The sequence below is a fragment of the Jatrophihabitans sp. YIM 134969 genome (genome assembly GCF_054456675.1).
Window position 1 is genome coordinate 1 of record NZ_JBTJEQ010000012.1, and the last position, 20,779, is coordinate 20,779.

Annotated in this window: 13 protein-coding genes; 6 read left to right on the top strand and 7 right to left on the bottom strand. The window is 72.2% G+C overall.

Annotated elements, in window-relative coordinates:
* Positions 1–4,691, top strand: a 4,691-nt coding sequence (locus ACXR2U_RS08470; RefSeq protein WP_458824537.1) for an NAD-glutamate dehydrogenase, incomplete at its 5' end; no start/stop codon positions are given.
* A gap of 84 nt (positions 4,692–4,775) precedes the next feature.
* Here the strand turns inward: ACXR2U_RS08470 and ACXR2U_RS08475 are convergent.
* On the bottom strand, positions 4,776–5,348 hold the full coding sequence (locus ACXR2U_RS08475) for a TetR/AcrR family transcriptional regulator (RefSeq protein ID WP_458824538.1): 573 nt from the start codon (positions 5,346–5,348) through the stop codon (positions 4,776–4,778).
* Positions 5,349–5,449: 101 nt separating this feature from the next.
* On the opposite strand from ACXR2U_RS08475, the gene ACXR2U_RS08480 reads away from it, so the two are divergent.
* Both ACXR2U_RS08480 and ACXR2U_RS08485 read left to right on the top strand, forming a co-directional pair.
* Positions 5,450–6,475 carry an aldo/keto reductase gene (locus ACXR2U_RS08480; protein WP_458824539.1) on the top strand — a complete coding sequence of 342 codons (1,026 nt, stop codon included), beginning with the start codon at positions 5,450–5,452 and terminating at the stop codon, positions 6,473–6,475.
* Positions 6,472–7,332 carry an LLM class flavin-dependent oxidoreductase gene (locus ACXR2U_RS08485; RefSeq protein ID WP_458824540.1) on the top strand — a complete coding sequence of 287 codons (861 nt, stop codon included), beginning with the start codon at positions 6,472–6,474 and terminating at the stop codon, positions 7,330–7,332. Before ACXR2U_RS08480 ends, ACXR2U_RS08485 begins: the two co-directional genes overlap by 4 nt.
* A 121-nt stretch (positions 7,333–7,453) precedes the next feature.
* Here the strand turns inward: ACXR2U_RS08485 and ACXR2U_RS08490 are convergent, their stop codons facing one another.
* Positions 7,454–7,678: a hypothetical protein gene (locus tag ACXR2U_RS08490; protein WP_458824541.1), complete on the bottom strand. Its 225-nt coding sequence runs from the start codon at positions 7,676–7,678 to the stop codon at positions 7,454–7,456.
* Positions 7,679–7,801: 123 nt separating this feature from the next.
* Between ACXR2U_RS08490 and lysX the strand changes: the two genes are divergently transcribed.
* Complete coding sequence (gene lysX, locus ACXR2U_RS08495; protein ID WP_458824542.1) at positions 7,802–11,119, top strand: bifunctional lysylphosphatidylglycerol synthetase/lysine--tRNA ligase LysX; 3,318 nt, start codon at positions 7,802–7,804, stop codon at positions 11,117–11,119.
* A gap of 27 nt (positions 11,120–11,146) precedes the next feature.
* On the opposite strand, the gene ACXR2U_RS08500 is transcribed toward lysX, so the two are convergent.
* The 5 genes from ACXR2U_RS08500 to ACXR2U_RS08520 form a co-directional block, all read right to left on the bottom strand.
* Complete coding sequence (locus ACXR2U_RS08500; RefSeq protein WP_458824543.1) at positions 11,147–13,030, bottom strand: DUF4012 domain-containing protein; 1,884 nt, start codon at positions 13,028–13,030, stop codon at positions 11,147–11,149.
* A gap of 36 nt (positions 13,031–13,066) precedes the next feature.
* The gene (locus ACXR2U_RS08505) at positions 13,067–13,591 is read right to left on the bottom strand and encodes a hypothetical protein (RefSeq protein ID WP_458824544.1); all 525 of its coding nucleotides are present in this window, start codon (positions 13,589–13,591) and stop codon (positions 13,067–13,069) included.
* A gap of 3 nt (positions 13,592–13,594) precedes the next feature.
* The gene (locus ACXR2U_RS08510; RefSeq protein ID WP_458824545.1) at positions 13,595–14,635 is read right to left on the bottom strand and encodes an NAD-dependent epimerase/dehydratase family protein; all 1,041 of its coding nucleotides are present in this window, start codon (positions 14,633–14,635) and stop codon (positions 13,595–13,597) included.
* A 340-nt stretch (positions 14,636–14,975) separates the two neighbouring features.
* Positions 14,976–16,046 (bottom strand): NAD-dependent epimerase/dehydratase family protein, encoded by a 1,071-nt coding sequence (locus ACXR2U_RS08515; protein WP_458824546.1) that lies wholly within the window; start codon positions 16,044–16,046, stop codon positions 14,976–14,978.
* A 318-nt stretch (positions 16,047–16,364) separates the two neighbouring features.
* Positions 16,365–17,873 (bottom strand): tyrosine-protein kinase domain-containing protein, encoded by a 1,509-nt coding sequence (locus tag ACXR2U_RS08520; protein WP_458824547.1) that lies wholly within the window; start codon positions 17,871–17,873, stop codon positions 16,365–16,367.
* Positions 17,874–18,119: 246 nt separating this feature from the next.
* On the opposite strand from ACXR2U_RS08520, the gene ACXR2U_RS08525 reads away from it, so the two are divergent.
* The gene (locus tag ACXR2U_RS08525; RefSeq protein WP_458824548.1) at positions 18,120–19,505 is read left to right on the top strand and encodes an O-antigen ligase family protein; all 1,386 of its coding nucleotides are present in this window, start codon (positions 18,120–18,122) and stop codon (positions 19,503–19,505) included.
* A complete protein-coding gene (locus ACXR2U_RS08530) occupies positions 19,502–20,737 on the top strand; it encodes a hypothetical protein (RefSeq protein WP_458824549.1) in 1,236 nt (411 codons plus the stop codon). Before ACXR2U_RS08525 ends, ACXR2U_RS08530 begins: the two co-directional genes overlap by 4 nt.
* Positions 20,738–20,779: the final 42 nt, after the last annotated feature.

Below are 20,779 nucleotides of genomic sequence, written 5' to 3' on the forward strand. Positions count from 1 at the left end.
TCGCGGGGCTCACCCGCGCCGCCGCCGCGGCGGGGCTCGCCGGCCGGGTCCGCCCGGGCGCGAGCATCGCGGTCCGCGCCACCGACGAGGGGTTCGCCACCGACCTCGGGCCGGTCACCTCGTTCGACATCGTCAGCCCGGACATGCCCTACCTGGTCGAGTCGGTCCGCGCCGAACTCGAACACCGCGGCCACACGGTGCTGACGCTGGTCCACCCGGCACTCATCGTGGAACGCGACGCCGAGGGTGTGCTGACCGAGGTGCACGACCTCGCCGACACCGCGCCGCTGCCGGACGGCGCGATCACCGAGTCGTGGATCCACGTCGAGATCCCGGCCGTCGACCCCGACACCGCTGCGACGGTGGCGGAACGGTTGCACACAGCACTGGTCGACGTGTCGCAGGCGGTCACCGACGCCTCGCCGATGTACGCGGCGATGCGCACGCTCGCCGATCACCTCGTCGAGGACCCGGGCAACTTCGACCGCGACACCAGCGCCGAGGCCGGGCAGTTGTTGCGTTGGCTCGCCGACGGCAACTACCTCATCGTCGGGCACGCGGCGTTCACCGCCACCGAGCTCGGCGCCGACCCGTCGAGTTCCCCCCGGACCTCCGGCGAGGGCGTGCTGCGCCCGGGTGGCGCGGTGATCTCACCGTCGGAGCTGCTGCCGGCGTTCCGCAGCGGCAACCCGCTGGTGATCTTCAAGTCGCCGCTGGTGTCACGGATCCGACGCGCGGCGCACTACGACTGCGTCACCGTCGTCGATCCCGCTGACGGCCGGTTGCACGTGTTCCTCGGGCTCATCGTCGACCGGGCCGACTACACGCTCGGTCAGGTCCCGGTCGTCCGGCAGCGCATCGCCGAGATCATGGCGACCTCCGGCGTGCGCGCCGACAGCCACAGTGGCCGCCGGCTCGCCGCCGCCGTGCGCACCCTCCCGCGCGACGAGATGCTCGAGGCGCCCACGCCCGATCTGCTGCGGCTCGCGCAGTTGGTCGTCGACCGCGCCGACCACGGCGGGGTCGGGGTGTTCGCCCGCGTCCACCTCAACCACGACTTCGTGTCGGTGCTCGTGTACCTGCCGGCCGACCGGTTCGGACCCGAGACCCGGCGCCGGGTCTGCGAGATCATCGCGCGCAACTGGCCGGGCACCGCCATCGGTCGCGACGACCGCATCACCGAACTCGACCTCGCCCGCATGCAGTTCCTCATCGCGTTGCGGCCGGGGGAGGAGATCCCCAACCCCGAACGCAGCACGGTCGAGAACGAGGTGCAGGCCGTCATCCGCCGGTGGTCGGACGACCTCGCCGACCTGCTGACCCTCGCCGTCGGCGAGGAACGGGCGGAAGGCATCGTGCAACGGTTCGTCGTCGGGCTTCCCGAGGCGTACAAGGAGGACTTCGCACCGTCCACCGCGGTGACCGACCTCGTGCAGCTCGCGCAGCTGCCGGCCGACGACGGTCTCGCGTTCTCGCTCTACCGACCGCCGGCCGACGACCCCGCCGACCGCCGGCTCAAGGTGTTCCGCACCGGCGCGACCCTCTCGCTCGCGCGGGCGCTGCCGATGTTCACCGACACCGGCTTCGAGGTCCTCGACGAACGTCCCTACGAGATCGGGCTCGCCGGCGGCGGCAGTGCGTGGGTGTACGACTTCGGGCTGCGGCTGCCCGCCGGCGTCCCGCTCGACGACCGCAGCGCGCACGAACTGGTCGAGACGCTCGCGCTGCTCTGGCGCGGACGCGTCGAGCAGGACGGCTTCAACGCGCTCGTCGTCCGCGCCGGACTGACTTGGCGGCAGGCCGACGTGCTGCGGACGTACGCGAAGTACCTGCGGCAGGCGAACATCGCGGGCGTCAGCTTCAGCCAGGGCTACCTCGAACGGACCCTGGCCGAGCACCCGGCGATCGCCCGGCTGCTGGTCGAGTTCTTCCAGGAACGGTTCGACCCGTCCCTGGTCGGCGTGAGCCGTCCGGACGACCAGGCGTCGACCGAGGACCGGATCGCCGAGGCGCTCGCCGACGTCGCGAGCCTCGACCAGGACCGCATCCTGCGCACGTTCGCCGGGCTCATCGCGGCGACGACCCGCACCAACGCCTACCGGCGCGACCCCGCAGGGGAGCGGCGCGCGGCCATCGCGATCAAGCTCGCGCCGCACCGGATCGAGGGCCTGCCGCTGCCGAAGCCGTGGGCCGAGGTCTGGGTGCACTCGCCCCGGGTCGAGGGTGTGCACCTGCGGTTCGGGCCGGTGGCCCGGGGCGGGTTGCGGTGGTCGGACCGTCCGGAGGACTTCCGCACCGAGGTGCTCGGGTTGGTCAAGGCCCAGATGGTCAAGAACGCCGTCATCGTGCCGGTGGGTGCCAAGGGCGGGTTCGTCGCGAAACGGTTGCCGGATGCAACGAACCGCGACGCCTGGTTGGCCGAGGGTCGCGCCGCGTACCGCGAGTTCGTCTCGAGCCTGCTGGACGTCACCGACAACGACGTGCTGTCGGCCGACGGCACCGCCCGGGTCGTGCCGCCCGAACGGGTGGTGCGGCACGACGGTGACGACGCCTACCTGGTCGTCGCGGCCGACAAGGGCACCGCGACGTTCTCCGACCTCGCCAACGAGGTGTCGCACGAGTACGGCTTCTGGCTCGGCGACGCGTTCGCCTCGGGCGGGTCGGTCGGCTACGACCACAAGGCCATGGGCATCACCGCGCGCGGCGCGTGGGAGTCGGTGACCTACCACTTCCGCGAGATGGGCGTCGACGTCGCGCGTGACCCGGTCACGGTGGTCGGCATCGGTGACATGAGCGGCGACGTGTTCGGCAACGGGATGCTGCAGTCGCGGGCGCTGAAGCTCGTGGCCGCGTTCGACCACCGCCACATCTTCCTGGACCCGAACCCCGATCCGGCGGCCTCGTTCGCCGAACGGCAGCGGCTGTTCGCGCTGCCGCGTTCGAGCTGGGCCGACTACGACCAGGCGCTCATCTCCGCCGGTGGTGGCGTCTTCCCCCGCACGCTGAAGGCGATTCCCGTCTCCGCCGAGGTCCGCGCCGTTCTCGGTCTCGGTCCGCAGGCGGTCTCGCTCTCGCCCGCGGAACTGTTGCACGCGTTGCTCGTCGCGCCGGTCGACCTGTTGTGGAACGGCGGGATCGGCACGTACGTCAAGGCGTCCGACGAGCCCCAGGGCGCCGCGGGGGACAAGGCCAACGACGTCCTGCGCGCCGACGGTCGCGACGTGCGGGCCAAGGTCGTCGGGGAGGGCGGCAACCTCGGGCTGACCCAACTCGGCCGCATCGAGTACGCGCTGCACGGTGGACCCGAGGGCGCGGGTGGTCGCATCAACACCGATGCCATCGACAACTCCGCGGGCGTCGACACCTCCGACCACGAGGTCAACATCAAGATCCTGCTCGACCGGGCCGTCGCCTCGGGCGCGCTGCCCGCGGCCGAACGCAACCCGCTGCTGCTGGACCAGGTGGACGTCGTCGCGAAGCAGGTCCTCGCCGACAACTACGGGCAGAACGTGCTGCTCGGTGTCAGCCGCTCGACCGCACCGGCGTTGATCGGCGTGCACGCGCGCTTGCTGCGCGAGCTGGAGTCGACCGGCGAACTGGACCGGGCGTTGGAGTTCCTGCCGGACGACGCCGAGCTCACCGAGCGGGCCGAGGCGGGCCAGGGACTGACCTCGCCGGAGCTGTCGGTGGTGGTCGCGTACGTGAAGAACGGCCTGACCCGTCGGCTGATCGCCACCTCGCTGCCCGAGGAACCCTGGTTCCACCGGGCGTTGGTGGGCTACTTCCCGGCGGAGATCGTCGAGCGGCTGCGCCCGCAGCTCGCGGGCCACCCGCTGCGCCGGGAGATCATCACCACGGCCGTCGTCAACGACTGCGTCAACCGGGCCGGCACCACCTTCGTGTTCCGGGCGGTCGAGGAGACCGGTGCGCCGGCCGAGCAGGTGCTCAAGGCGTACACGGTCGCCCGCGAGGTGTTCGACCTGGAGTCGTTCTGGGCCGACGTCGAGGCCCTCGACCACACGGTCTCGACCGACGCCCAGGTCGCGGCGTTGCGCTGGATCCGTCGGGTGATCGACCGGGCCACCCGGTGGTTGCTCGACAGTCGCTTCCCGATCGCCGACGTCACCGCCGAGATCTCCCGGTTCCGTCCGGCCGTCGCGGCGCTGCTGCCGCACGTCCACGAGTTGGTGTGTGGTGTGGAACGCGAGGCCCTCGACGCCGACTCGGCCTCCCTCGTCGCCGCGGGCCTGCCCACCGACCTCGCGCACCGGGTCTCGGCGTTGCTGTCGGGGTTCCTGCTCCTCGACGTCGTCGAGATCGCGCAGGCCGAGAACGAGCCGGTGGAGGCGGTGGCCGCGCTGCACTTCGCGTTGTCCGAGCACTTCCACGTCGACGCGCTGCTCACCCGCATCACGGGCCTCGACCGCCGCGACCGCTGGCACGCCCTCGCCCGCTCGGCGCTGCGCCACGACCTCTACGCCGCGCTGTCGTCCCTCACCCGCACCGTCCTGCGCGGCAGCGACCCCACCGCCCCCGCCACCGAGCGGATGCAGACCTGGGCCGCGGCCAACACCGAACGGGTCGAACGCGCCCTGGTCACGCTGGACTCCGCCCTGGCCTCCGAACCCGCCGCTGGCGACCTCGCCGTCCTCTCCGTCGCCCTCCGCGTCCTGCGCGGCCTCCCCACCTGACCTCGCCCGACCCGCCTGACGCGCCTGACGCGCCCGACCCGTCAACACGAACGAGACGACGAGCGAGACGACGACGGGACCGGATCAGGCGGGGGACCGACGCAGGCCGGCGACGAGCAGGTCGACGAGGGCGCGGGCGGCGTCGTGCTGGTCGGCGGGGAAGCCTGCGCAGATGCTGCCGACGCCGCGCATGAGGACGAACGGGTCGGTGCCGGGGTCGACCTGACCGGCCGCGACCGCGGCGTCGAGCAACGTGCCGAGCACCGGCACCAGGCGTTCGACGAAGTCGGCGTGCAGGGCGGCGGAACCGGGGTCGTCGGACTGGAACACCCGCGCCAGGCCGTGCTTGGTGACCAGGAAGTCGACGAACCGGTCGATCCAGGACGCCAGGGCGTCGAAGGGCGACGCCGCCGAGTCGAGCAGGGCCGGGCCGGCCGCGACCAGGGCGTCGACCTGGTGCCGGAACACGGCCACGATGAGGTCGGCCCGGGTGGGGAAGTGGCGGTAGATGGTGCCCATGCCGACGCCCGCACGGGTCGCGATCTCGCGCACCGGCGCGTCGACGCCGGACTCGACGAAGACGGCCGCGGCGGCGTCGAGCAGGGTCTGCTCGTTGCGGCGCGCGTCGGCGCGTTTGCGGGGCGAGGCGGTGGTCACGGGTCTCCGGACGGCAGGCGGTTGCGAACCGGAACAGCGCTCCGTATCGTTCCACGACGACCGGAACAACGTTCCGCTTCCATCATGCCAGAGGAGACCCCATGCAGTACCGCACCCTCGGACGCACCGGCGTCCAGGTCAGCACCCTCGCCCTCGGGGCGATGAACTTCGGCCGGGTCGGCAACACGACCCAGGACGACGCCACCGCGATCGTCGACGCCGCGCTCGAGGCGGGCGTCAACACGATCGACACCGCCGACTTCTACAGCCAGGGACAGTCGGAGGAGATGGTGGGCAAGGCCCTCGCGGGCCGCCGCGACGACATCGTGCTCGCCACCAAGGCGTTCCTGCCGATGGGCGACGAGCGCAACCACCGTGGCGCGTCCCGCCGGTGGCTCACCACCGCGCTCGACGACAGCCTGCGCCGCCTCGGGGTCGACCACGTCGACCTCTACCAGGTCCACCGGTGGGATCCCACGACCTCCGACGAGGAGACGCTCGGAGCGCTCACCGACCTGCAGCGCGCGGGCAAGATCCAGTACTTCGGCAGCTCGCAGTTCCCGGCCCACCGCGTCGTCGAGGCGCAGTGGACCTCCGAGCGACGCGCGCTCGGCCGCTACGTCACCGAGCAGTTGCACTTCTCGCTGCTCAACCGCGGCGCCGAGGCCGAGGTCCTCCCCGTCACCGAGGACCACGGCCTGGGCGTGCTCGTGTGGGGCCCGTTGTCGAGCGGCTGGCTCTCGGGCGCTGTCCGACGCGGCCAGGAGATCACCACGAGCCGCTCCACGGTGATGCCCGCACGCTTCGACCTCGACCTCCCGGTGAACCGGGCCAAGCTCGACGCTGTCGAACGTTTCGCCGAGTTGGCCGACGAGTCCGGGCTCACGCTGATCCAGCTGGCCCTGGGTTTCGTGACGGCCCACCGCGGCGTGACGAGTGCGCTGGTCGGACCCCGCACCCTCGAGCACCTGCAGTCGCAGCTGGCCGCGGCGGACACCGTGCTCCCGGCCGACGTCCTCGACGCCATCGACAAGATCGTTGCACCAGGCATTGATCTGGCTGCGGACGAGAAGATCGACACCCGGCCGTCGTTGCTGGATGCAACGTTGCGGCGGCGCGCGGCGTGACCACGCCGAACGTCGGCATCGCCACGGCGCCCCAGGGCGTCGGGTACGACGACCTCCTGCGGGTCTGGCGCGAGGCCGACGCCGAGCCACGGATCGGTCACGCCTGGCTGTTCGACCACCTGCTCCCGATCGCCGGCGGCCTCGACGGCCCGATCTTCGAGGGCTGGACGCTGCTCTCGGCGATGGCCGCGCTGACCAGCCGCATCCGGCTCGGGCTCCTCGTGACCAGCAACCGGTTCCGCCCGCCGACGATGCTCGCCAAGATCGCGACGACCGTCGACATCGTCTCCGGTGGCCGGCTCGACTTCGGCATCGGCGCCGGGTCGCGGCCGAGTGTCCCGTGGGCGCGGCAGGAGTACGACGCGAACGGGTTGCCGTACCTCGCCGCGGCCGACGCCGTCGCCAGCCTGGCCGAGTCGCTGGAGATCATCCGACGCCATTGGACCTCAGAGGTCCCGTTCGACCACGACGGCCGCTTCCAGAAGGTGACCGGAGCGTTCGGCAACCCCAAGCCCGTGCAACGCCCGGGCCCGCCGGTGGTCGTCGGTGGCCGCGCCGCGTCGACGTTGCGGGTCGTCGCCCGGTACGCCGACGTCTGGAACGTGCCGGGTGGCGACCTCGCCGACTGCGTGGCCCGCAGCGGGGTGCTCGACGGGTTCTGCGCGGAGATCGGCCGCGACCCCGCGGAGATCACCCGCTCGATCGTGCTGCCGGTCGCCTACGACGACCCGGGCGTCACCCGCGGCGCCGTCGAGCGGGCCGTCGAGGCGGGGTTCCCCCACGTCGTGCTCAGCCTGCCCGCGCCGTACCCCGACGGCGTCGCGGCGTGGCTGGCGGACGAGGTCATCCCGGGCTGACCGGCCCGCGTTCGAGGGCGTACGCGGCCAACCGGCGCTCGACGACGAACCCGGCGCGTTCGTGGACGCCGAGCGCGCCGGTCGGGTTCTGGGCGTCGACGTGCAGGGACGCCGACCCGCGTCACGTGGGCCTCGCGGCGCCCGGTCGCAGCCGCGTACGCCTCGAACCCGGCGTGCTGGGCGTAGGCCACCACCCGCTCGGGTCGTCGTCGCGGACCAGCAGTACCGACAACTCGGGACGGAAGGTGCGGCTGCCGGTCACCCACTGCTCCCACATGACCGGGTCCCACGGCGTGAAGTCGTGGGCCCGGATGTCGTCGCGGAGCAGTCCTCGCAGGCCGATCACGGGTGGAGGACAGGCACGTGGTGCGTCGGCGGGGCTGACACACCGCAGACGCACCACTGATGCGCGCACCCGTGGTGCGGTGCAACACGCGGGGCACAGGAACCACCCCCTATCGTCGGGGGCGTGACGGCTGCGTCCGGCGACACCGCCACCCGCGTGGGCGGTTGGCGCGACACGTTCGCCGGGTGGACCGGGAAGTTCGTCGTCGTGGCGGCGGCGTGGTGCCTGCTCGCCCTGGCCTTCCCGCGTTCGGGCCCGATCGACGTCGTGTCCGACGTCCTGGGGTGGAGCGGTCTGCCCGTCGGGCCCAGCTTGTTCTCGTTCGTCCTGCTCGCGCTGCTCGGCGGGGCGGTGCGGCGGCGCCTGCGGTTCGGGTTCCTCGTCCTGCTGGTGTTCGAGGCCCTCGCGGCCGGGTCGTCGCTGCTGTTGATCGTCGGCTCGGCGCTGGGGCTGTCGGAGCAGCGGGTCACGCCCGGCCAGTACGTCGACCTCGCCGTCTCGGCCGTCGTGCCGGTGCTGGCGCTGGTCGGCCTGCTGCTCGCGCGCCGCGCCTTCCGGGCCCGGCTGGAGTCCGGAGCCCGCTGGCGCGCCCTGCTCGTGCTCGTCTCGGGCATCGCGGCGTCGATGGTGCTGGCCGTCGCGCTCACCGAGGTCTTCCCGAACCGACTCGACGGCGGGTGGCGCCGCGTCGTGTGGGGCATCCGGGTCGCGGTCGGGCTCGAACCCAGTTCGGGGGAGGCCAACTGGCGTGGGCAGGTCGGTCACCACTGGGTGGCGATCGTCGCGGGCGTCGTCTCCGCCGCCGCGCTCGTGGCTGCCGCGTACGTCTTCCTGCGCTCCACCCGCTCCAAGCACTGGCTCACCGCGCAGGACGAACTCGACCTGCGCGCCCTGCTGCTGCGCCACGGCGAGGACGACTCGCTCGGCTACTTCGCCACCCGCCACGACAAGTCGGTGGTGTTCGCGCCCGGCCACGACGCCGCCGTCACGTACCGCGTCCTGAACTCCGTCAGCCTCGCGAGCGCCGACCCGATCGGGGCGCCCGGCGCGTGGGCGCCGGCCATCGAGACCTGGCTCGCCGAGGCCCGTCGGTACGGCTGGTTCCCGGCCGTGCTCTCGGCCAGCACCCGCGGCGCCGAGGCCTACGTGGCCGCCGGGCTCAAGGCCATCCCGCTGGGCGACGAAGCCATCATCGACGTCGACGGTTTCACCCTCGAGGGCCCCACGATGCAGCCGGTGCGTCGGGCTGTGCAGCGGGTCGCCCGCGCCGGTTACACGATCACGATCAGCCGGCACGCCGAACTCACCGCGGAGCAACTCGCCGAGATCGACCGGCGCGCCGAGGACTGGCGGGGCGACGACACCGAACGCGGCTTCTCCATGGCCCTCGGACGCATCGGCGACCCGGTCGACGGCAGCTGTGTCGCCGTCCTCGCCCACGACGCCGAGGGTCGCCTGCGTGGACTGTTGTCGTTCGTGCCGTGGGGTCGCCGGGGTCTGTCGCTCGACCTCATGCGGCGCGACCGCGACTGCGAGAACGGCCTCGTCGAGGCGATGGTCTCGGAGCTGGCGCTGCGGGCCGGCGACCTCGGCGTGCGCCGCATCTCTCTCAACTTCGCCATGTTCCGTGGGGTCTTCTCCGCGGCCGAACGGGTCGGTGCGGGGCCGATGGTGCGCGCCACCAACGCGGTGCTGACGTTCGCGTCGCGGTTCTGGCAACTGGAGTCGCTGTACCGGTCCAACGCCCGGTACCTGCCGCGCTGGGAACCGCGTTTCCTCTGCTACGACTCCTCGCTCACCTTGACCCGGGTGTCGGTCGCAGCCGGGAAGGCCGAGGGGTTCCTGCCCGCGGCGGGGATCCCACCCACCCGCGCGGTCGACGGCGCGGTCCGGTACGACGGCCAGGACGAGGTGCCGTTCGCCGTCGCGGCGCTCGCTCAGGAGAAAGCCCTGCGCGACACGGCCGTCCGACCGGTCCGGCGCCCCACCCAGCAGCAGCAGGCCCGTCTGGACAAGATCGCCCTGCTCGAGAAGGCGGGGGAGCAGGCCTACCCCGTCGGGGTGCCACGCACCGCGTCGCTGGCCGACGTCGTGGCCGCCCACGGCGCGCTGCAACCGGGAGGGTCCAGCGGCGCCGTCGTGTCGGTCGCCGGGCGCGTCCGGGTGGTGCGCGACCTCGGCGGACTGGTCTTCGCGGTACTCACCGAAGGCGAGCAACGCCTGCAGGTCATGGTGTCCAAGGCCGATGTCGGGGACGACGGTTCGTGGCTGTTCCGCCACGCCGTGGACCTCGGGGACCAGATCTCGGTGACCGGTGAGGTCGTCCGGTCGCGGACCGGTGAGCTGTCGGTGCTCGCGCACTCCTGGTGCATGGCCAGCAAGTGCCTGCGCCCGTTGCCCGGTCTGCGCGCGGGGTTCACCGACTCCGACGCCCGCGTGCGGCAGCGCTACCTCGACCTCATCGTGAACGACGACGCCCGGGCCATGCTGCAGCGGCGGTCGGTCGGCGTGCTGGCCCTGCGCACCGCGTTCGTGAACCGGGGGTATCTCGAGGTCGAGACACCCATGCTGCAGGCCGTGCACGGCGGGGCCAACGCGCGGCCGTTCACCACGCACATCAACGCGTACGACACCGATCTCTACCTGCGGATCGCGCCGGAGCTGTTCCTCAAGCGGTTGTGCGTCGGCGGCGTCGAGAAGGTCTTCGAGTGCAACCGCAACTTCCGCAACGAGGGCGCCGACGCCACCCACAACCCGGAGTTCACCTCGCTCGAGGCGTACGAGGCCTTCGGTGACTACGACACCATGCGCCGGCTGACCCGCGAGGTCGTGCTCGAGATGGCCACCGCGGTGTGGGGACGCCCGGTCGCCCTACGGGACGGCGAGTTCGTCGACCTCTCGGGGGAGTGGCCGGTCGTCACCGTGCACGAGGCGGTGTCACGCGCCACCGGGACGACGCTCACCGCGGACACCGGTGAGGACGAACTGCGCGCGGTGTGCGCCCGCCACGGCGTCGCCGCGCCGTCCGAGGCCAACGCCGGCGAGCTCGTCAACGAGCTCTACGACGCCCTCGTCGAGAAGCAGACGACCTTCCCCACGTTCTACAAGGACTTCCCGATCGAGGGATCGCCGCTGACCCGTCGCCACCGGTGCGATCCGCGGTTGTCGGAGCGGTGGGACCTCGTGGCCTTCGGCGCCGAACTCGGCACGGCCTACTCCGAGCTCATCGACCCGGTCGACCAGCGCGAGCGGCTCGTCACCCAGTCGGCCAAGGCCGCGGCGGGCGACCCCGAGGCCATGGAGGTCGACGAGGCCTTCCTCACCGCGCTCGAGTACGCCATGCCCCCGACCGGCGGCCTCGGCCTCGGTGTCGACCGGTTGGTCATGATGCTGACCGGCGCCTCGATCCGTCAGACCCTCGCGTTCCCCTACGTCCGCTGAGCTCGGGTCCGGTGTTCGGGCGCGGCGTCAGGAGCAGGACTGGTCGTTGACGGTGACCGGGACCGGGCGGATGCCCGGGGGGAGCAGGAGGGTCGGCCGGCCGCCGCCGCCCGCGGGCTCGGTGACGTGGACGACGATCTCGACCGTCGTGCCGCGGGGGAGTTCGAGGTCGATGCGGTAGACCGGGTGTCCGCGCTCGGTGTAGCGCGCCGCGGCGACGGGACGACCGTCGACCGTCAGCGACTTCAGCACCGCGCCGTCGGTCGCGACGTAGTCGACCAACATCCGGGTGTCACCCTTCTGCGCCTTCGCGGCGTCACTGTCGAGGCGGCGCGTGACGATCGGCGGGAGGCCGGACGCGGGTGCGTTGTTCGTGAGCGTCAGCGTGGCCATGACGTCGCGGGTCGAGCCGCACCCGGTGCGCAGGTAGTCGAAGCGGCGGTCGACGTAGTAGTCGAGCTTGCCGGCCGCGGCGTTGTTGATCACGATCCCGGTGAACGGCGCGGCGTCGTCCGGCACGATGCCGGCGGCGGGCGTGCGGGCCAGGGCCTGCTGCACGTCCGCGTCGGAGCTCCACGCCAGCACGCGGCGTTCGCCGACGCCGCGGGCGAGCGCCGCCACCAGCGCGGCGGCGTCGCCGCGACCCGAGAGCAACTGCCGTTCCGAGGCCGCGGTGACGCTCTTGAGCCACTCCTTGCGGGCCAGACCGCCGGCGACGGTGTCGGGGTACTTCGCGTACGCCACCCGCTGGGTGAGGTCGACGACGTTCTCGGCCGTCACCACCGTGCCGTCGGCCACCTGCGCCGGACCGGTCACGGCCAGCAGGTACGACAACGCGGTCGGGTCGATCGCCATCGCACCGTCGAGGTGCTCGCCGCTCACCTTCTCCCACATCGCGACCCAGATGCGGGCGGCGTAGGGGAAGTGCGCCGAGAGGTTGCTGTTCACGTACAGCGACGTCGGGTCCGAGCCCTTCCACTGCGCGTCGTAGTCCGGGCCGAAGTCCAGGCCGGTCTTGACCATGCCGTCCGGGCGGTAGGAGAGCAGTGCCACGTCACTCTCGAACCGCTCGAAGGTGACGTGGCCGTGGTCGGCCGCCAGGATCGCGAACGCGCCCGGCAACCCGCCGGAGCCGCGCACCTCGGCCTCGTTCTGGAATCCGACGAAGTACTTGCGGGGTCCGTCGGCACCGAGCAGACCGGGGGCGATCGAGGCGGCCTGGTCGGCACCGCGGAGCAACCCCGCGAACTTCGAGACCGCCGCGGAGACGGTCGCGTGCGCGTTGTCGACGAGGGGCAACCAGGTGTGGCCGGGAGCGCTCAGGACCTGCTGTTCGATGCCGTTGGTCTGCAGTGATGCACTGTGCAACGTCGGTGCGATGCGGCGGAGGGTCGCGACGTCGACGGTGCGACCGTCGGGCCGCAGCACGGCCGGGTCCAGCTTGCCCGCGACCTGCGTCAACGACGGCAGCACCGACCCGGTGAGCTGGTCGACCGCCGCCGTGGTCTCGCGCACCGACGACAGCGGCGCCCCGACCCAGGGGACGCCCGCGGCGAGTCCCCACACCGGGCCGTCGGTCAGGGAGTGCGCGCGGGCGGCGGCCGGGGCGGCGTCCGCCGCGGCCCGCTGCGCATCCGCGAACTTCCCCTCCCGCACGAACTGTTGCATCGTGCTCAGCGAGGACTGCAACTGCGTGATCTGGCTGCGCACCATCACGGCGGTCACGGTGAGGTAGCCGACGACACCGATGAACAGCGTCGCGCTCGCGACGAGCGTCCACCAGGTCGGGCCGTACCGGCGCAGCAGCCGACGGTGACGGCTGTGCACCAGACGCTGCCGGCGTCGGGCGCGGAACCAGAGGCGCAGGGCCGACCGGCGAGCGGGCAGCTCGCTGACGTGTCGGGCGCTCACCGCCATGACAGTGCTGCTCGGGACCGGTCGACTCGACTAGGACAGGGTGGCGCCGGCGCGGCGACGACGGCCGGCGACGAGCAACATGCCGCCCACGCCGAGCAGCACGGCCGCGGCGAGCAGCACCCCGCCGACGGCGACACCGGTGTAGGCGAGACCGCCGCCGTCGTCGACCGAGGTGCTCGACTGGCCGAGCACACACGGCACGTCGAGCCCGACCGACGCCGAGAGGCCGGAGGTCAGACCGGTGGCGGTGATGACCTCCGCGCCGCGGGCGTTGGCGGGGATGAGCACGGTGAGGCGCCAGCTGCCGTTGGCGTCGGCGACCGGGCGGCCGAGCTCACCGCGGCCGATCAGGACGACCCGGACCGCCTCGCCGGCGCGGAACCCGTTGCCGCTCAGGGCGTTCGACGCCCCGGCGCACGGGTCGTAGGCGCTCGCGGCCAGCGACGGCGGGTTCGTGGGCGGGTAGGGGTCGGCCGAGGCGGCCGGGGAGAACAGCACCACGCCGACGGCGAGGGACGTGAGAGCGCACATCACGGCGAGGAGACGACGGATCATGGTTCAGCCTGCATTCTCGTAGCGGTGGCGACCGACCACCCGGGACGTCGTTCGGACCGGATGGGCCGACGAGGGAACGGCGGAGCGGCGGTGCGTCCACCGGTCGGACACGCTGGGGAGCCGGTCGGGGCCACGCCGGACGTCACGCGACGCCGCCGCCCACAACGGGTGCAGGGTGGCGGCGAGCGGGATGTCCGGCTCCCAGTCGAGGGTTTCCACGAGCGCGCTCGTGTCGCCGATGACGCGGGGGACGTCGTACTCGGCGGTGTAGACGGGTTCGGCGTGCGCGCCGGCCGCGGCCAGCACGGCCTGGACGACGGCGGCGACCGGAAGCGGGTCGGGATCGACGACGACGTGCGGGCCGCAGGAGTCCGCCCCGTGGGCGACCAGCTGCAGGCCGAGGACGGCGTCGTCGACGTACACCTGTGAGGCAGGATCCTCGGCGCGGTAGGGGATCTCGACCGTGCGGCTGCGCTCGGCGACGGCGATCGCGGTGCGTTCCACCACGGTCGTCACGACAGCACGGCCGGCTACCGGGCCGGCGTCGCCGCCACGCGGGCCGTACAGGGGCCCGAGGCGCACGATGCGGGTCTGCAGGCCGAAGTCCTCGTGGAAGTGACGCGCCATCCGCTCGGTGAACAGGTGCCGCCAGCACCGGTCGTCGGGGGAGGCGGCGGCCAGGGCCGGGGGGACGTCGACGGCCGACGACCCGACCACGTAGCGGTCGACGCCGGTGTCGCGGGCGGCCTGCAGCAGGTGGGTGTCGGCGAGCACGCCGGTCATCCGGTCGACCCGGGGGGCGTCGGACGCCGCGGCCGCCAGGTCGTACACCGTCGTGACACCACTGGTCACGGCGACCGCGTTCTCGACCTGGGCGAGGTCCGCGCGGCGGTTGTCGGCCCCGTCGTGCACCTGCAGCCAGCCCTCGACCGGACGCGCGTCGACCGCGCGCACGCGCAAACCCTGCAGGAGCAAGGAACGGACCAGGTGGCCGCCGAGGAAGCCGCCGGCGCCCACGACCAACGCGTCAGTCTGAGAGGTCACGGATGCCGGCCCTTCTCGCGGTGCCGTCCGGGGGAGACGGCGCCCGGTCATCGTGTCGTTGCGCCCGGCAGCGATCCACCCGAGCCGGGCTCGTTTCGGCAACGAACGTCGGGTGTTCTCGAGTGAGTCGGTCGTGAGAATCCACGAGTGGGAACCTCTTCGACGATGACGATCTCGTGGCCGGGCGGGTCGAGCCCGCGCGGGCGGCGGGACCGGCCGACCGGATCACGGAAGGCCGGCCCCGACGTCGTGCGGCCGGGTGCTGGTGGCGCGGCCGCGGGCGGGGGCGGGAGCTCGGGAGGGACACGTCGGACCGTCGGGGTGCCGTGGTGAGCGGGGGTCAGGACGCAGCGGCGTCGGGGACGCTGCGCAACCCGGTGGCGTTCTCGGTGCGTGCGTGGTGCCGGCCGAACAGGTGCGTGGTCGACGCCCCGTTGGCCTCGGCGCGGACCTGGTCGAACACCCACGCGTAGGTGCGCTCGAGGCCGGTGCGCAGGGAGATCGTCGGTTCCCACCCGTACCGGGCGACGATCTCGGTGTTGTCGCTGTTGCGTCCCCGGACGCCCTGCGGCGCGGTGAGGTCGTGGCGACGGTCGACCCGGATGCCGGCGATGTCGGAGACGATGTCGATGAGCTGGTTGATCGTGACGAGTTCGCTGCTGCCGAGGTTCACCGGCCGCGGGTCGGTGCCGCGCTCGATGAGCTGGATGCCGTCCACGCAGTCGTCGATGTACATGAAGCTGCGGGTCTGGTTGCCGTCGCCCCACACGTCGATGGTGCGGTCGCCGGACAGCACGCACTCGGCGATCTTGCGGCAGATGGCGGCGGGGGCCTTCTCGCGCCCACCGGTCCACGTGCCTTCCGGGCCGTACACGTTGTGGAAGCGGGCCACCCGGGTCTGCAGGCCGTAGTCCTCGAGGAAGTGCCGGCACATGCGCTCGGAGAACAGCTTCTCCCAGCCGTAGCCGTCCTCCGGCATCGCGGGGTAGGCGTCGGCCTCACGGAGCGCGACGACGTCGGGCGAGGTCTGGTGCTCGGCGGCGTACACGCACGCCGAGGACGAGTAGAAGAACCGCTCGACACCGGCGTCGCGGGCGGCGACCAGCATGTGGGTCGAGATCAGCACCGAGAGCATGCACTCGGCCTTGTGGGTCTCGATGAATCCCATACCACCCATGTCGGCGGCGAGGTTGTAGACGACCGTTGCGCCCTGCACCGATGCCTGGCACTCCTCGAGGAGGACGAGGTCACGAACTTCGTTCTCTGCGGCGCGGTGTACCTGGTACCAGCCGGTCAGGGGCTTACGGTCGACCGCGCGGACCGTCATGCCCTGCTCGAGCAGGGACCGGACCAGGTGACCGCCGATGAAGCCTCCGGCTCCAGTGACGACGGCATCGATGTGTTCGGGCATGGACGCCTCCTACAGGCGAGTTGAGCGGGGGACGTGCAGTGCGAGGGGTGCAGCCCCTTGTCGATCAAATTAACGCCCACCTCACTTCCGTGGTGACGCGAATTGGATCACCGTGACCATTCAGTGATCTTTCCTCGGGAAGATCGGCAGCCATTGTTTCTGCCATTCCCGAATTCCTCACGGGGAACGTCTCCACCGCCGATCTCTTGACGCGGAGAAGACGCGCCGCCGAGCGGAAGAGACCGGTGGAAAAGACGCGAAAACGCCCCGAGCCGAGTGGCGCGGGGCGTTTCCGGTGGATGTGCGGGGCGGAACCGGTCAGGAGGCGAAGCTGCGGCGGTCCTCCTGCTCGGCCGCGGGGCTGACCGGCACCGGGACGATCGTCTCGTCCACGGGCGCCGCGGCTCCGGCGCCGCGTTCGGTGGCCCGTTCGTCGGTGAGCGCCACCCCGGGATCGCCGCCGCGACGGTGGGTGGCCGACTTGGGCCGCTTGCCGTAGTAGGTGTAGCCGTAGGCGCCGGCGAAGCGGCCCGGGACCCGGTTGAGGACCACGCCCAGCAGGCGGGCGTCGACCCGCTCCAGCGCCTCGGAGCTACGTCGGACCTGGGCGAACGAGGTGCTGCCCCACCGCGCGACCAGGATGGAGCCGTCCGCCGCCGCGGCGATCTCGGCGCCGTCGGCCACCGGCAGCAGCGGGGCCGTGTCGACGATGACGAAGTCGTGGTCCGCGGCGATCGACCGGATGACGTCGCGGGTGTGGTTGGCCGCGAGCAGTTCGGACGGGTTCGGCGGCAGCGCCCCGGAGGTCAGGACCCGCAGCGCCCCGACCTCCTGCAGTGCCTCCGACAGCGGGACCTGACCGATGAGCACGTTGGTCAGGCCCACCGTGCCGACCAGACCCATGAGGTCCGCGACCGACGGCCGCCGGAGGTCGGCGTCGATGAGGCAGACCCGGGCGCCGCTCTCGGCGAGGGCGGAGGCGATGTTGACGGCCGTCGAGGTCTTGCCCTCGCCCGGCACCGCGCTGTTGACGGAGATGACGCGCGGCGGGTGGTCGACGTCGACGAACTGCAGGTTGGTGCGCAGCTGCCGGAAACCCTCGGCCCGCGGCCCACGGGCGTTGACCTTGGCCGCCACCGGCTGCCGGTGGGTCTGGGGGTCCGACACGATCGCTGCCAGCAGGGGCGCGCCGGCCGTGGTCGCGAGGTCCTCGGGCGCCTTGATGGTCACGTCGAGCAGTTCGCGCAGCGCGGCGGCCGACAGCCCGACCAGGATGCCGAGGAACAGCCCGACGGCGGCGTTCACCGGGACGTTCGGGCTCTGCGGTGAGGAGGGGGCGAGCGCGGGGTTGGTGATGAGCAGCTTGATGGCCGAGGTCGACGAGTCCGCCGGGGTCTCGAACTGCTCGACGACGGAGTTGAAGGCCCGCGCCGCGCTGTTGGCGATGCTCGCCGCGAGCGCGGGGGAGGTGTCGGTCGCGCTGATCGAGATCAGCGTGGTGTCGCTCTGCGCCGTCGCGGTGATCCGGTCCTTGAGCTGCTCGTTCGACAGCGGCAGCGACAGGTCGGTGCGCACCTTGTCGAGCACGTCGGGCGAGGTCACCACCGCGACGTAGGACTTCACCCGGGACTGCGCGAAGTAGCTGCCCTGGCTGTTGTCGGTCTGGTTCGAGGTCGCCTCGGCCGAGACCAGCACGTCGGCCGTGGCCGTGTACCGGCGCGGGCTCAGGGCGGACACGGCGAGTGCCACGGCGACGCCGAGGACCAGGCACGCGACGACGATCTTCCAACGCCGGGCGAGCACTCGCAGGTAGTCACGTACCGCCATCGCGGCCTCCGAGGGACGGGGGGTGCGCCGGGTGTTCTCGGCGCTCTCGACAAGTGGGTGCGTGCGGACATTAACCGGGAATCGCTCGACGCGCAGGGCGAGGAATTCCTCGGTACGGTCACGCCGAATCGACCCCGACCGGAGAGGAATGGCGCAGTGGTGAATTCTCCGGTGGAAGATTCTCGTCCGGTACGAAATCGCCGGCGCCGCTTCGAGGCCCGTCGCACGAATGCGATCAGCGACGCCGTGCTCACGACGGTCTACCTGTTGATCATGCTGGCGGCCACCGCCGTCGCGCTCGGCTTCGACGGACCGTTGCGCTGGGCATCGATCGCGGTCATCACCGCGTTGGCCGTGGCCGTCGCCACCCGCTCCGGCCCGGCGCGGATCGGCACCGTGCTCGCGGTCGTCGCCGCCGGCACCGCACCGTGGAACGCCGTCGCGTTCGGTGGTCTGCGGCCCGGTGACGTCGCGCTCGCCGGCGCGGTCGTGTTCCTCCTGTTCAGCGGGCGCACCTTCGGCGAGATCCCCCGCGTGGTCCTCCCGGCGTGGCTGCTCGTGCTGGTGGGCGCGGTCGCGGCCCTCACCGCTGCGCACGAACTCATCCCGATCGACCCGGAGTACCTCGCGAGTCGCCTGACCCTCGACGCGGTCGGCGGCACCACCGACCTGGGCTTCACCAACGTCGGCATCGGCGGACGGTGGCTGGTCTCGCTCATCGGTCTGCCGGTGCTCTGCGTCCTGGCGCAGCTGCAGGGCCGCCGGGTGCTGAAACGTCTCGCCCTGGCCTACGTGGCCGGGACGGCGGTGTCCGGGATCGTCGCCGTCACCGACAGCCTCGGCGTCACCGCGATCAGCGCCGGGTTCATCGTGCCCGACTCCGGGGGTCGCCAGGCCGGCCTGACCGTCCACCCCAACCACCTCGCGGCGAGCGCCTGCCTCGCGGTGCCGTTCGTGTTCTGGGCCTTCACCCGCGGCCGGCGCCGGCTGAACGTGTTCGCCTCGGTCGCGCTGGTGGCCCTGCTGGCCGCGACCTACGAGTCCGGCTCCCGCGGCGGCGCGGTGTGCGTGGTGCTCGCGAGCGCGCTGACGCTCGTGCTCGTGCGCGACCTGCGCAGTCGCCTGCCGCTCGTGGTCGGCGGGTTGTTCGGCCTGATGTTCGTGGTGTTCGGCCTGTACCCGGACGCCGTGTCGCAACTGCTCACCTCGGTGCGCCTCAGCAACGGCGCCGGCGTCGACGCGAGCGACCAGGTCCGCGCCACCCTCGGCGCCCAGGGGACGGCCGACTTCCGGCACTCCCCGTTCTTCGGGATCGGGATGCAGGTCGGTCTCGACGCCCACAACATCTACCGCCAGTTGCTCGCGGCGGGCGGCATCATCCTGTTCGGCTGCTTCGTCGCCTTCGCCGTGGGCGCGCTGCGGTGTGCCCTGCGCCTCGGGCAGCGGTACCCACTGGCCTTCGCCGCGGCGGCGTCGATCTCGGCGTGGTTGCTGTTCGGCATGGTGGAGAACCTGCTGACCGACCGGTTCCTCTACGTCCCCGTCGGGATCCTCGTCGCACTCGTGCAGAAGGACCGTGACGACGCCCGGGAGCAGGAGGCCACGGGCCTCGTGCTCGTGGGGGCGCGGTGACCGCCGTGGTCGCGCGGCACCGGGCTCCGGCGGCCGGGCCGGTCGGACGCGCCCGGTTGCTCGTCGTCGTCGGGGACCAGGCCGTCAACAGCATCACGAACGTCGTGGTCGTGCTCGTGGTCGCCGCGGCTGCGCCGCTCCGGGACTTCGGCATCTTCGCGGCCGTCGCGGTCGCGGTCCAGCTCACGCAGAGCATGTCGGCCGCCGGCACCGGCGATCGCCTGTTGCAGGCTGCACCGGAGTCACGGGACGCCCGGTACGCGGCGGGTGCCCGGGTGCTCGACCTCGCGACCATCTCGGGAGCGGCGATCGCCGTGGTGGGCTGGCTCGCCTGGACGCCCGATCCGTGGTTGGTGGCTCTGGCGCTCGCGCCCGCCCTCACCCGGGTCGACTACTGGCGAGTGCGGACTGTTGCACACGGCAACGCGTCGAACGCGTTGCTCGTCGACGTCACGCTGGGCGCCCTGCAAGCGGGTGGCGTCGTGGTGTGGTGGCGTGCGGGTGCCCCGTGGGGAGTCGCCGGTGCCACGGCGGCGTGGGCCGCCGCATCGCTGCTGGTCGCCGGGGTCCTGGCGGTGCGGGAACGTCGCCCCGCCGGGACCCCCCGGGCTCCGGTGTTCGAGGCCGTGAGTGTGCGGTACGGCCTGGAGATCGCCGCGGTGAACGGTTCGGGGCAGATCGCCCAGCTGCTCGTCACCACCCAGCTGGGTTTCGCCTTCAGCGGGACCCTGCGGGCCGCACAGGTCCCGTTCGGCATCGTCGTGGTCCTGGTCCTCGCCCTGCGGGCGGTCCTGATCCCGCCGATGCGCGCGGCCGACGAGGCGGACGCCCGCCGGCTGGCCTGGGTCGCGGCGGCCGGTGCGGTCGTGGCGGCCGCGGCGTTCACCGTGGTCACGTTGATCGCCACGGCGGTCGACCCGCTGCGGTTCCTGGTCGGCGGTGTCCACCTGCAGACATCCTTCGTCGTGGTCCTCGGCTTCAGCTACGCGGCCGTCGGTGCGGGGATGGTGCAGACCTACTACCTGCGGGCCCGGCACCGCGACCGCGAGGTCAGCGTCGGCCGGGCCGTGATGCTCGTCGTGCTCGCCGCGGGCACGGCCGCTGCCTTGATCACCCGTTCCTCGTGGGTGTTCCTCGCCGCGCTCGCGCTCTCGTGGTCGGCGGCGTCGCTGGCCATGGCGGTGGTCCGGCCGACGTCGGACGTCTTCGAGGTGCCCGCTCCCGCCCGCTGATTTACTGTGTCTTTCACCGAAAGACAAACAGAAATCTCACAT